Source organism: Salegentibacter sediminis, assembly GCF_002078605.1.
Taxonomy (GTDB): domain Bacteria; phylum Bacteroidota; class Bacteroidia; order Flavobacteriales; family Flavobacteriaceae; genus Salegentibacter; species Salegentibacter sediminis.
Window position 1 is genome coordinate 17,568 of record NZ_MSJR01000003.1, and the last position, 13,138, is coordinate 30,705.

At 40.4% G+C, this 13,138-nt stretch carries 9 protein-coding genes; 6 read left to right on the forward strand and 3 right to left on the reverse strand.

What is annotated here, in order from left to right; genetic code table 11:
- Nucleotides 1–2 precede the first annotated feature (2 nt).
- The 3 genes from rimK to BUW93_RS06275 all read right to left on the reverse strand — a co-directional run bounded on the left by rimK (nt 3) and on the right by BUW93_RS06275 (nt 2,279).
- Nucleotides 3–875: a 30S ribosomal protein S6--L-glutamate ligase gene (gene rimK / locus BUW93_RS06265; RefSeq protein WP_081210284.1), complete on the reverse strand. Its 873-nt coding sequence runs from the start codon at nt 873–875 to the stop codon at nt 3–5.
- Nucleotides 847–1,296 carry an ATP-dependent zinc protease family protein gene (locus BUW93_RS06270; protein ID WP_081210286.1) on the reverse strand — a complete coding sequence of 150 codons (450 nt, stop codon included), beginning with the start codon at nt 1,294–1,296 and terminating at the stop codon, nt 847–849. Before BUW93_RS06270 ends, rimK begins: the two co-directional genes overlap by 29 nt.
- A gap of 101 nt (nt 1,297–1,397) precedes the next feature.
- Entirely contained in the window at nt 1,398–2,279 is an 882-nt protein-coding gene (locus tag BUW93_RS06275) for a sugar phosphate isomerase/epimerase family protein (protein ID WP_081210288.1), read from the reverse strand.
- Between the two features lie 135 nt (nt 2,280–2,414).
- Between BUW93_RS06275 and BUW93_RS06280 the strand changes: the two genes are divergently transcribed.
- The 6 genes from BUW93_RS06280 to BUW93_RS06305 all read left to right on the forward strand — a co-directional run bounded on the left by BUW93_RS06280 (nt 2,415) and on the right by BUW93_RS06305 (nt 13,135).
- On the forward strand, nt 2,415–4,127 hold the full coding sequence (locus tag BUW93_RS06280; protein WP_081210290.1) for a GMC oxidoreductase: 1,713 nt from the start codon (nt 2,415–2,417) through the stop codon (nt 4,125–4,127).
- A gap of 202 nt (nt 4,128–4,329) precedes the next feature.
- Nucleotides 4,330–7,545 carry a SusC/RagA family TonB-linked outer membrane protein gene (locus BUW93_RS06285; protein ID WP_081210292.1) on the forward strand — a complete coding sequence of 1,072 codons (3,216 nt, stop codon included), beginning with the start codon at nt 4,330–4,332 and terminating at the stop codon, nt 7,543–7,545.
- A gap of 25 nt (nt 7,546–7,570) precedes the next feature.
- The gene (locus BUW93_RS06290; protein ID WP_081210294.1) at nt 7,571–9,346 is read left to right on the forward strand and encodes a RagB/SusD family nutrient uptake outer membrane protein; all 1,776 of its coding nucleotides are present in this window, start codon (nt 7,571–7,573) and stop codon (nt 9,344–9,346) included.
- 114 nt (nt 9,347–9,460) lie between these two features.
- The gene (locus tag BUW93_RS06295; RefSeq protein ID WP_081210296.1) at nt 9,461–10,810 is read left to right on the forward strand and encodes a Gfo/Idh/MocA family protein; all 1,350 of its coding nucleotides are present in this window, start codon (nt 9,461–9,463) and stop codon (nt 10,808–10,810) included.
- 18 nt (nt 10,811–10,828) lie between these two features.
- On the forward strand, nt 10,829–12,361 hold the full coding sequence (locus BUW93_RS06300; RefSeq protein ID WP_081210298.1) for a TolB-like translocation protein: 1,533 nt from the start codon (nt 10,829–10,831) through the stop codon (nt 12,359–12,361).
- An 18-nt stretch (nt 12,362–12,379) separates the two neighbouring features.
- Nucleotides 12,380–13,135: a 3-keto-disaccharide hydrolase gene (locus BUW93_RS06305; protein WP_081210300.1), complete on the forward strand. Its 756-nt coding sequence runs from the start codon at nt 12,380–12,382 to the stop codon at nt 13,133–13,135.
- The last annotated feature ends 3 nt before the right edge of the window (nt 13,136–13,138 follow it).

The following is a 13,138-nucleotide window of genomic DNA, read 5'->3' on the forward strand; positions in this document are numbered from 1 at the left end:
TTTTATACATTCCTTTCTATATACCTAATTATGGATTTAGCAATGTCTTTGCCGGTGGCTTCTTCAATTCCTTCCAGACCCGGAGAGGAATTAACCTCCAAAATTAAGGGCCCACGGGCACTCTGAAGCATATCTACCCCGGCCACTCCCAGGCTCATTGCCCTGGCAGCTTTAATCGCAGCATTTTCTTCCTCATCGCTTAGCTGAATTACAGAGGCTGAACCTCCACGGTGCAGGTTTGATCGAAACTCTCCTTCCTTACCCTGGCGTTTCATCGCGCCAACTACGTGCCCGTCTACCACGAAGGCACGGATGTCTGCGCCACCGGCTTCTTTAATAAATTCCTGAACAATTACCCTGGCTTGTAAACCATTAAAAGCCTCGATAACCGATTCCGCAGCATTTTTAGTTTCAGCCAGTACTACTCCCAGGCCCTGAGTTCCTTCCAGTAACTTTATGATTAAAGGCGCACCACCCACATGTTCTATTACTTCATGAACGTCCTTGGAGTAATTGGTGAAAACGGTTTTCGGGAGACCGAGCCTGGCACGGGAAAGCACCTGCAGGCTTCTTAGTTTATCCCGGCTTCTAACCAGGGCCTGAGATTCTGTTGTGGTGAAAACACCCATCATTTCAAATTGTCGCACCACGGCTGTACCATAGAAAGTAACTGAAGCTCCAATTCTGGGAATTACCGCATCGGTCCCCTCAATCATCTTTCCTTTGTAAAAAATGGAAGGTTTTCTTTTCTCGATCACCAGATCACACTTTAATGGATCTATGACCTCCACTTCATGCTGTCTTTTTTTTGCGGCTTCTACGAGTCTCTGGGTTGAATATAAATGACTATTCCTGGATAGGATTTTTATTTTCATTTTGTTTTAGATTGAAAGAAACGTCAGTGAGTTGGGTGTCTACGATAAATTTTTTAGTAAGGAATTTGCGCCCTATAAGTACGGGAAAACGCATTTCCTGACGGGACGACAAAGAAAGTGAAATTTTATATACCTTATCAAAAATTTTAATGGTAGACTCTACCTGATATCTTTTTTGAATTATCCCGTTGCTGCTACGTACAAAGACGATGTCGTAGTCTGCAAATGAGAATTCTTTCCCATTGTAAAGCGGATGTTCTTCATCGAGAAAAGTGCACAAAAGTAAATCATCCTCTTCCCTTATGTTTTCACAGTGAATTGAAGAGGTGTAAGCTCCGGTATCAATTTTTATAGCAATATCATTAAGGTGAAGTGCAGGGAAATCTGCCTTGTCAAAACGTCCAATTACGGTTTTCTCCATACTGCAAGATAATAAAAAGGCAAAGTTTCTTTCTTAAGGAAGTGCGAAAATGTTACGGCTTAAAATAGTTTTGTAGAAGTTCTTAAACTAAAAGCAGTCAATTATTTCAGAAGTATATTTTGAATATAGTCGTAGCTTTTAGACAGGCTTTCGAAGGGATCTATTTCAAAATTTTCCTGTTCAATGATTAGATGTTCCAGGCCTGAAGTCTGAGCGTAAGTGATGAGCTCTTTGTAATTTATAGAGCCATTGCCAATTTCGGTATTTAAACTTTCATCAAGTTTCATCATATCCTTTATGTGCCAAAGCTTGAACCTGCCGGGATGTTTTTTAAAGAGCTTGACGGGGTCTATTCCTGCTCTTACTACCCAGTAAATATCGAGTTCGAAGTCAATTAAATCTTTGTCTATTTCAGTGAGAAAAATTTCCATTCCATTTCTGCCCTGGAAATCCTTAAACTCAAAAGCATGATTATGATAGGCTAATTTCAAACCTTGCTTCCTGCACATTTCTCCAATTTCTGTCAGTTTTTTAGCAGTTTGCTTGAAACCGTCAAGCGATTGTTGAAGAGATCCGGGGATACCTGGTATTATTACATATTTCTGATTCATAGTATTAGCCGCATCCAGAATATATTTAAAGTCAGAAATATTTTTTTCTCCAGTTAAATAATCGCCACCGGAATAATGCCCGGACGGGCTGTTTAGACCATAATCGGAAAGCATTTGCTTAAAATCGCGGGCCTCATGCCCCCAAAAAAGTGCTTTTCTTGAATAGCCATAGGTTTCAATTTCTTTAATTCCTACCTGAGATATCTTTGAAATTATATTCTCCAAATCTTTCTTTTTTAACAAATCTCTAAGAGAATATAGTTGTAGTCCTAAAGCTTTATCCTGCTCGTTGGCCAATAAAATAGAGGGGCCAACAGCAGTTGCCGCCACGACTAATCCGGCCTGTTTTAAAAAAGTTCTGCGTCGAATCATAATTATGAAATTTGAAGCAATTGAAATAAAATATTAGGTATTTAAATTGAAGTTAAGTAAAAAAATTAGTTATCATTAATTTTTTTTAAAATAGTTTATATATTGAAGTCTCAAATTTTAACCTGAAACTAAGATATGAAGAAGGCAAAAAATCAAAATGATGCTAAGCATTTTGATGCTATAGTAATTGGCACCGGGATTACGGGTGGATGGGCGGCAAAAGAACTCTGTGAGGGAGGATTAAAGACGCTTGTCCTGGAACGGGGCCGAATGGTAGAGCATATTAAGGATTATCCTACGATGAACGATGATCCCTGGGATTATAAATTCAAAGGACAGGTAACCAGGGAAGAGCTTAAAAGGCAGGAGAAACAGGCTAGAACGGGCTATACTATTAATGATGCCAGTAAGCATTGGTTTGTAGATGATATTAAGCATCCTTATAACGAGGAAAAGCGATTTGACTGGATTAGAGGTTACCATGTGGGGGGGAAATCCTTAATGTGGGCCCGGATGTCTTTTAGATGGAGTGATCTGGATTTTGAAGCTAATAAAAAAGATGGGTACGGGGTAGACTGGCCAATTCGCTATAAAGATATTGAAAGCTGGTATGAGAAGGTAGAAAAGTATATTGGAATAAGCGGAAAGGCCGAGGGGCTCCCGCAACTCCCCGATAGTATTTTTACACCTGAAATGCCTTTAAATTGTGTAGAAGAAGAGCTTAGAGAAGGGGTCGCCGCAAACTTTGATGACCGTAAGGTTATAAATTCCCGTGCAGCTAACTTAACCGATCCGGAGGGCAGGGAAGGAAGGTCTAATTGTCAATTCCGAAATCGTTGTATTAGAGGTTGTCCTTATGGAGCGTATTTTAGCAGTAATTCTTCTACACTTCCCGCGGCCGAACGTACAGGAAATATGAGCCTCCGACCAAATTCCATTGTCCATGAGATCATCTATGATGAAGAACAGGCAAAAGCTGTTGGAGTTAAAGTTATTGATGCTGAAACCAAAGAAAGTCTGGAGTTTTACAGTGACATAATCTTTTGTTGTGCCGGTGCAATTCCTACTACTTCAATTTTAATGCAGTCTAAATCTGACCGATTTCCCAATGGCCTGGGGAACGATAGCGGAGAGCTGGGACATAATCTCATGGATCATCATTTCAAAGTTGGAGCTACCGCAAAATCAGATAATCATTTAGAAGACTATTATAAGGGAAGAAAACCCGCAGGATTCTTTGTGCCACGTTTCAGGAATATAGACGAGAAAAGCAAAAGAAGCGATTTTATTAGGGGGTATGGAATGCAGGGTGGAGCAAGTAGAACCGATTGGACAAAGGCAATAGGTGAACTTCAGTATGGGAAAGAGCTTAAAAAAGCAATTGTCGAACCTGGGGAATGGCAAATTGGAATAAACTGTTTTGGTGAATGCTTGCCATATCATGACAATAAGATGTCGCTTAATTATGATAAGCTGGACGAATGGGGCTTGCCTACAGTTACTTTTGATTGTGAATACAAGGAAAATGAAATGGCAATGAGAAAGGATGCCAAACGGGAAGCTGTTGCTATGCTTGAAAAAGCTGGGTTTAAAGATGTTAAAGGATATGAGGAGCCGTGTTTTCCAGGCAATGGCATTCACGAAATGGGGACCGCCAGAATGGGCCGTGACCCTAAGACATCTGTTTTAAATGGGAATAACCAAATACATGCTGTGCCAAATGTATATGTCACCGATGGTTCTTGTATGGCTTCCTCAGCTTCCCAAAACCCATCCCTAACTTATATGGCTATAACCGCACGGGCAGCAAATCATGCCGTAGCTGAATTCAAAAAGCGCAATATTTAAGTGAAAATCTTATTAAAGCAATGCTGACGGGAGATGCAAAGATGTTATTACTTAAATTATTAAACAAGTATTTAAACATATCTTAATTTTTAAGAATGATTTTTTGTCAATTGTGCAAAAAAGCTTTTACTTCGTTTTTATTAACGAAGAATTAAGAGTATTAATTAACTAGCGCTGAATATCAAATTTAAATGTTAAAAGTATGAGAAACCCCTTGATTGTGTTATTCGTATTTGTGTTTTTTCAAATACCCATTTTCGCCCAGGATGAAGTTGTCATTGAAGGTGTTGTCACCGACGCTAAAAATGGAATGCCAGTTCCTAGTGCCAATGTAATTGAAAAAGGAACCTCGAATGGAGTTTTAACCAATTTCGATGGAGAGTTTAGTATTTCAGTTCCTATTGGAGCTACTCTGGAAATAAGCTTTTTAGGCTATTCTAAAGCCGAAGTGGTAGTGGAAAATGATTCCTATCTCGAAATTTCCATTGAACCATCGGCAGCCGATTTGGAAGAAGTTGTGGTTGTAGGTTATGGTACCCAGCGCAAAGCAGATTTAACAGGAGCAGTAGCTGTTGTTGATATGGAAGCTATGGGAAGACAGCCATCTCCTCAGGTAACCGAACAACTCCAGGGACAGGCTTCTGGAGTAACTGTAGCAAGCTCAGGGCAACCCGGGGAGGCTCCTCAGGTAAGAATACGTGGTATAAATACCTTTGGCGATTCTAATCCACTTTATATTGTAGATGGTGTTCCTACCGGAGATATAAATCACCTTAACCCTAATGATATTGAGAATATGCAAGTCTTGAAAGATGCGGGGTCTGCTTCTATTTATGGAGCTCGTGCAGCTAATGGGGTAATTATTATCACAACAAGAAGCGGAAAAGGAGAGCTTAAGGTTACTTATAATGGTTATTATGGTACGCAAACGGTACCACAGGGGAATGTTTACGACATAGCTTCTCCTCAGGAACACGCTGAGCTAAGATGGATGGCCATGCAAAACTCAAATCCCGGAGAACCAATTGTCGACAAACAATATGGTGACGGCGCCTCACCAACCTTACCTTATTATATTCTGCCTGGGGGAGCTGCCCAGGGGGAGGTAGATGAAGCTGCTTATTATGTAGATCCTTACTATACTGAATCTGGAGCGGTTTCCGGTTTTAACCAGATTATTAGGGCAAACCAGGAAGGAACGAATTGGTTTCAGGAAATATTCAACTCTGCGCCAATAATGAATCATGATTTTTCTGTGAGTCAGGGTGGAGAAAAGGGGAATTTCCTGTTTTCTTTAAGTCATTCAGATCAGGATGGTACTTTGAATAATACTTTTCTTAAAAGATATACCGCAAGGGTAAATAGCCAATTTAACATTAAGGAAAATTTCCGTGTAGGTGAAAACATAGCGGTTTCGGTTTCCGATGGGAACAGGATTTCTGTAATTGGAGAAAACCCAATTAATCATGCCTATCGTATGCAGCCAATTATTCCTGTATATGATATTGCGGGTAATTTTGCAGGAACTCAGGCTCCGTCTTTAGGTAATGCACAGAACCCTGTGGCCATCCTGGAGAGAAACAGAAATAATTTATCCCGCACGAGCAGAATCTTCGGGAATATCTTTGCAGAGTTGGATTTCATGGAAAACTTTACAGCACGCACCAATTTTGGAGGAAATTATTTTAATACCAATGGCCAGGTGTTTACCTATCCAACTTATGAAAATCAGGAAAATTCAACAATAAATCAGTTAAGTGAAAATGCTTTTACCGGGTATAACTGGACCTGGTCCAATACTCTCCAGTATTCTAATAATTTTAATGACCTTCATGATGTAAGTGTTCTGGTGGGATCGGAAGCTTATTACAATCAGTATGAGGAAATCTACGGGGTAACCCAGGGCTTTTACTCCTTTAATCCTAATTATGTTAATCTAAGTACCGGTTCAGGAACACAAACGAATTCTGGTTTTTATACTGAAGATGCATTGTTCTCTGTTTTTGGTAGAGTAGATTATACCTATAATGAAAGGTATCTTCTTGGTGCGACTATAAGACGTGATGCCACCTCCCGTTTTACTAACCCACGTCACGGATGGTTTCCAGCAGTTAGTGCCGGATGGCGTATTTCTGAGGAGGCTTTTATGGATGATGTTCTTTGGATAGACGATTTAAAATTACGTGGTGGATATGGTGTTATGGGTAACCAAAATAATGTAGATCCTGCTAATGCCTTTACTACTTATGGAAGTAGTCGTACTTCATCATATTACGATATTACCGGCTCGAACAATTCTCTTGTTGAAGGCTTCCAAAGATCCCGAATAGGAAATCCAAATGCGAGCTGGGAGAAGAACGTGAATGCCAATATTGGTATTGATGCTAATTTGTTTAATAACCGACTTCAAATAACTGCAGATTACTATAGAAAAGATGTTGTAGACTTGTTGTATAATCCAGAGCTTTCTGCTACTGCCGGGGTATCTACAGTTCCTTATGTAAATATCGCCGAGATGAAAAACAGCGGTTTAGATTTTTCGGCAACTACTTTTGCAGATTTGACCTCTGATTTACGAATGAATGCCACCTTAACTTTCACCAGTTACGATAACGAAATAGTTAAAATTGCTGATGGAGTTTCCTATTTCGATCAGGAAGGAAGACGATTTAATGGGAGTGCCATTGTTAGAAATGCCGTGGGTCATTCTGTAGGACAATTCTATGGCTATCAAATCCAGGGATTCTGGAATAGCCAGGCCGAAGTTGATGCGGCCAACCAACAGGCTCAGGAAGCTACTGGAAATCCAAATCAAGAATACCAAACCAGTATTGGGGTTGGTCGTTTCCGATATGTAGATACCAATGGAGATGGTTACATTAACAGTGATGACAGAACATTCCTTGGAAATCCCAATCCAGATTTTACCGGTGGACTAAATCTTGAATTCAATTATAAGAATTTCGATTTCAGCATGTTCCTGTATGGAGTGTATGGAAACGATATTTGGAACCAGGTTAAATGGTGGCATGATTTCTATAGTTCATTTGGTGGGGCAAAGAGTACAACCGCCTTATATGATTCTTGGACGCCAACAAATCAGAATGCTACGGCTCCAATTCAGGAGACTGGTGGAACCTTTAGTACTGCCAATGTGCCTAACTCTTATTTTGTTGAGGACGGAAGCTATTTAAGAGCAAAGAACGTTCAGTTGGGGTATAGTTTCTCTCAGGATTTTCTTGATCGCTTAGGTCTTGACAGACTTAGAATCTATGTTCAGGCTGCTAACTTATTTACTATTACCAACTATTCCGGAGTTGATCCAGAATTAACTGGAAGCGCTACGGCCTTTGGTATAGATGAGGGAGCTTATCCTACACCACGCCAGTTTATAGGTGGTATTAATCTTACTTTATAATTTGAGAAATAAAAAATATTAAAAAATGAAAGACAGAATCAATATTTTTAAAATACTGGCATTAGGATTAATAATGCTAAGTAGCTCTTGTGCTGAAAATTTTCTCGATAAACCTGCCTATGGGGCTTTGAGTGATGAGGTGCTGGCAGACGAGAAAGGTGTGAACGCCTTGCTTATAGGCGCGTATGGTGCCCTGGGAGGAACTACAGATTATGCTGCTCTTGGTGGAGGTAACCCTTGGGAAGCCACCCCCTCCAACTGGATCTATGGTGACATCACCGGTGGTGATGCCCATAAAGGAAGTGATGGTGGGGATCAGGCCGCGATCAATTCTATCTCAACATATAATGTAGATCCAAGTAATGGGTTTTTTAATACCAAATGGAAAGCCTTATATGAAGGGGTTACAAGAACAAACGCAGTTCTGAAATTATTAAGTGAAATTGAAGAGATTTCAGAAGCAGATCGTGCAAATATCGCTGGCCAGGCTAGATTTTTAAGAGGTCATTATTACTTTGAGCTTAAGAAAATGTACAATATGGTACCCTGGATAGATGAAACTACAGAAAATACCAATGTGCCAAATGATGTAGATATTTGGCCTAAGATAGAAGCAGATTTTCAATTTGCATATGATAACCTTCCCGCGACTCAAAGTGAAGTTGGAAGAGTGAACAAATGGGCTGCCGGGGCCTATCTTGGTAAAACTTATCTCTACCAGGAAAAATTTCCCGAAGCTAAAACTGTGTTCACTGAAGTAATAAACTCTGGAGTGACTTCTAATGGCTTGAGCTATGGTTTGGTAGAAAATTACCACGCCAATTTTAATGCAGAAACCGAAAATAGCAAAGAAACTGTATTTGCAATTCAAATGGTGGCTAATGACGGGACCAATACTATTGGTAATGCCAATACGGCATTAATGTTAAATTACCCTTATAACAGCCCCTTTAGATGTTGTGGTTTTTATCAGCCTACACAAGATCTTGTAAATGCCTTCCGTACAGATGAGGCTACGGGGCTTCCATACCTTGACAATTATAACAGTAATCCTGTTAAAAATGATATGGGTATTCTTTCTGACGAGCCTTTTACCCCAGACACTCAATCTCTGGATCCTCGTCTTGACTGGACGGTAGGAAGACGTGATGTCCCTTATCATGATTGGGGGTACCATCCGGGCTATAACTGGATTCGTGAGCAGTCCTCGGGAGGGCCATACGCTCCTAAAAAACACATCTACTGGCAGTATCACGCTGATCAGTATTCCGATCAGAGTTCATGGGCACCGGGTAATGCGATTAATATCAATATTATTCGATTTGCCGATGTTTTATTGATGGCTGCTGAAGCTGAAGCTCAAACCGGAAACTTTGATACCGCACTTGATTATGTGAACCAGGTAAGAGGAAGAATAGCCGATAATCCTGAACACTGGTTAAAGGATTATATTGATCCTGAAAATCCAATGGACGGTTTTTCCAGCGCGAATGCAGCAAATTATAATATTGAAAGATATCCCGACGGGTACTTTACCTCTGAAGAACAGGCTATGGATGTTATTATGTATGAAAGACGTATAGAATTAGCCATGGAAGGACATAGGTTTTTTGATCTTGTAAGATGGGGAGTTGCAACAGAAGTCATTAATGATTTCATTGAGTATGAAAGCCAAATAACGACCGATGTTAGAGGAGGGAATTTTACCGCTAATGAAGGATATTTCCCAATTCCGCAGAGACAAATAGATTTAAGTACTACTGCAGACGGACCGGTTCTGCAACAAAATCCCGGATATTAAAATTTGTAGCCATTGATTATTTTCAAGAGAGTGTTTTTTTAAGCACTCTCTTTAATTTTCAATTTTGTCTAACTAAACCAGGGTTTAGTCAATACCCCGTAAAACTCAATAAGCATGAAAAAACAAAGACGGTCTTTTATAAAGAGCCTTGGCCTGGCAGGAGCTACCGCAGCCATTATGCCCTCTGCTTTTGCCTCTGAAACAAAACAAATAAAGTTCCTGGAAAGAACTGCGGGAAATCTATTCGGTTCTAAACCTCTGGGATTAGCTTTAATCGGTGCCGGTGGAATGGGCGTTGCCGATGCGAAAACAGCATTGGAACACGATAATATTAAAATGCTCGCCGTTTGTGATTTGTATGACGGTAGACTGGAAGATTCAAAAACCCGATGGGGTGAAGATATATTTCTCACTAAAGATTATGAGGATATTCTAAAAAGAGAAGATATTGATGCCGTAATAATCGCCACTCCAGATCACTGGCATAAACAAATAAGCATTGATGCCCTAAAAGCAGGCAAACATGTGTACTGCGAAAAACCCATGGTCCATTCTGTGGCGGAGGGGCATGAATTGATTAATGCCTGGAAAAAATCTGGAAAGATTTTTATGGTTGGGAGCCAGGGCTTGTCTTCTTTGGGGAATGAAAAAGCTAAAGAATTACTTGCCCAGGGTGCAATTGGAGATATCAATTATGCCGAAGGATTCTGGGCCCGGAATTCACCATTTGGAGCCTGGCAATATCCAATTCCGCCAGATGCTTCTCCTCAAACAGTAGATTGGCAGAAATTTATCGCCAATACCGAAAAACGTCCCTTTGATGCAAAACGATTTTTCCGGTGGAGGAATTACCTTGATTATGGCACTGGTATGTCTGGAGATTTATTTGTACATCTTTTTTCCAGCCTTCATTTCATAACCAATTCATTAGGACCAAATAAGATCTCGGCCACGGGAGGCCTGCGTTATTGGAAAGATGGGCGGGAAGTTCCAGATGTATTATTGGGCATGTTCGATTATCCCGACTCTGAGCAACATCCCGGTTTTAACCTTTCTCTACGCTGTAATTTTGTTGATGGTACCAGCGGCAGTACATTCCTTAAAATTGTTGGGAATAAGGGCTCCATGGACGTCACCTGGGATGATGTAATGCTAAAACAAAACGACGTTGCCGCTTCAAATGACCCTTTCATGGAAGAAAAAGGCAGGGAACAGAGTCAAACACGCACTGACCGCAAAAAGATACTCCCACCTTCAGAAACCTTTTATCAGGTTGAAAAAGGATATAAAGGAGCTCATTACGATCATTTTGCTAATTTCTTTCAGGCCATAAGGACCAATGGGCAGGTAGTAGAGGATCCGGTATTTGGATTCAGGGCTGCGGCTCCGGCCTTGCTTTGTAATGAAAGCTACAGGCAAAACAAATTCATGGGGTGGGACCCGGTGAAGATGAAAGTAATTTAATCCTATAAAATTCTGCAGATGAAAAATCTATTTTTCGGGAGCTTTTTATTATTCCTTTTAATTTCTGCTATTCCCTTGGAAAACCCTATTTCTCCATATCCTGATTCTACGGTAGGGGATTTGGGGATTTTTGAAAACGAGGTCATTATAGGAGATTCTGACTTTCCTGGAGAAATGGAGTACAACCAGGAGTTGCAGGAATATTCGTTTTCATTTTCTGAAAATCAAGCATCAGATGGATCTAACCCATACCACTACCTGTATAAATCTATTCAAGGCGATTTTATTCTTAGAGCTCATTTAAGCTTTGAAGATGCTGAGGGTTCGGGATCAACTGCCGGATGGATAATTCGTAATAATCTTAGTTCTCAATCTGAAGAGGTGATCGCTAAGGTGAATAGTTTAGGAGAAGCTTCCCTTGATTCCAGGACAATGGATAGTTTAAAATCTGTTGACGCTCCCCGGGCAAAGGTGAATGTGGTCCAACTGGAGAGAAGGGGGAATGTTTACTACTTTTCTTCAGCAAAATTTGGGGAGCCTTTTTCAACCGTGAAAATTGAAAATGAAAATTTGAGGAACGAAGCCTTTGCAGGACTTTTCTTTGATCCTGGAGAAAACGGCGCTGGCGGAAAGCTTGTGGTAAATAACGTAAGGATTATAAAGCCTGCGGGACCAGATTTTGAGCAGTATCAGGAATATCTTGGCAGCAACCTGGAAATTCTGAATGTAGAAACAGGGAAACGGAAAATTTTGTATAACTCCGCTCATTCCATTCAGGCTCCTAACTGGGTGAACAAGGATAAAGATCTGGTCTATAATTCAAATGGGTACTTATACCGGTATGATTTAAAATCAGAAAAAGTGGAGCAAATTGAAACCGGATTTGCAACCAGTAATAACAACGATCATGTTTTTTCTTTTGATGAAAGTATTTTAGGAATAAGTCATCATAACCAGGAAGATGCCGGGGCATCATCCCTTTATATTATGGATCCTGCAGGAGATACGCTTCCGAAGAAAATTACAAGAGATGGCGTAGGAGCGTCTTATTTGCACGGGATTTCTCCAGATAATAAACGCCTTATTTTCACGGGGGAGCGAAAGGGGAAAATGGATATTTACAGCATTGATATTGAAACTAAGGAAGAAACCCAGTTAACAGATACCGATTATCTGGACGATGGCTCAGAATATTCCCCAGACGGGAAATATATTTATTTTAACTCTAACCGTAACGGCAAGATGCATCTCTGGAGGATGAAACCCGATGGGAGTGAGCAAGAGCAATTAACCTTTGATCCGAAGCATAATGATTGGTTCCCACATGTCTCACCCGATGGCAAGTGGATCGCGTTCATCTCTTTTCCTCCCGAAATTGATTCAGGAGACCACCCGTTTTATCAACGTTGCCTGTTAAGGCTTATGCCGGCAGATGGGGGAGAACCTAAAGTTATAGCCTACATATATGGTGGACAGGGCAGCATTAATGTCCCTAGCTGGTCGAGCGACAGTAAGCATATAGCCTTTGTCACTAATACCGCGTGCAATTAAAACTATAAATAATAAATTATGAAAAGAATTATTCTAAGCGTTTTTACGGTCACGGCAATGATGGCCTGTAAAAATTCTTCTGAAAATTCCGAAAGCGAATCGGAAGTGAAAGCAGAAGAAAAAAATGAAATTTCAAGTCAGGATGAAGATTGGCAATATCTCTTTGACGGCAAGAATGCTGATGGCTGGCGGGCATACAATGGGGAAGATGGAGAAGGCTTGCCTGATGGATGGATAATTGAAGACGAAACTTTAAAATCTCTCGGAAAAGGTGGAGATATTGGTGGGGATATTGTTTACGAAGAGAAAGAATTTGATGAGTTTGAACTTTATCTTGAATGGAAGATTTCTCCAGAAGGAAATAGCGGTGTTTTTTACCATGTGATAGAAGATGAAAAATATGACGCCCCTTACTTTGCCGCTCCCGAATACCAGATCATAGACCAACTTGGTTTTCCGCAGGAACTGGAGTCATGGCAATCTATTGGAGGAGATTATGGAATGTATGACCCTGAATATAATGAAGAAGACCTGAAAGAGATAGGTGAGTGGAATTCCAGCAGAATTAGATTCACCAATGAGAAAGTGACCTACTGGTTGAATGGCGAGAAAACACTGGAATTTGAACCCTGGTCTGAAGATTGGCAAAAAAGAAAGGAAGAAGGGAAGTGGAAAGATTTCCCGGATTACGGAAAAGCAAAATCCGGACTAATAGGCCTGCAGGATCATGGCAGTTTTACCTGGTTTAGAAATATAAAAATCAAAGAACTATAAAAG

Bases quoted from the DNA above. Each gene is read 5' to 3' on its own strand.
- rimK (WP_081210284.1), bottom strand. From the start codon at position 875: ATGAAAATAAAAATCCTATCCAGGAATAGTCATTTATATTCAACCCAG.
- BUW93_RS06270 (WP_081210286.1), bottom strand. From the start codon at position 1,296: ATGGAGAAAACCGTAATTGGACGTTTTGACAAGGCAGATTTCCCTGCA.
- BUW93_RS06275 (WP_081210288.1), bottom strand. From the start codon at position 2,279: ATGATTCGACGCAGAACTTTTTTAAAACAGGCCGGATTAGTCGTGGCG.
- BUW93_RS06280 (WP_081210290.1), top strand. From the start codon at position 2,415: ATGAAGAAGGCAAAAAATCAAAATGATGCTAAGCATTTTGATGCTATA.
- BUW93_RS06285 (WP_081210292.1), top strand. From the start codon at position 4,330: ATGAGAAACCCCTTGATTGTGTTATTCGTATTTGTGTTTTTTCAAATA.
- BUW93_RS06290 (WP_081210294.1), top strand. From the start codon at position 7,571: ATGAAAGACAGAATCAATATTTTTAAAATACTGGCATTAGGATTAATA.
- BUW93_RS06295 (WP_081210296.1), top strand. From the start codon at position 9,461: ATGAAAAAACAAAGACGGTCTTTTATAAAGAGCCTTGGCCTGGCAGGA.
- BUW93_RS06300 (WP_081210298.1), top strand. From the start codon at position 10,829: ATGAAAAATCTATTTTTCGGGAGCTTTTTATTATTCCTTTTAATTTCT.
- BUW93_RS06305 (WP_081210300.1), top strand. From the start codon at position 12,380: ATGAAAAGAATTATTCTAAGCGTTTTTACGGTCACGGCAATGATGGCC.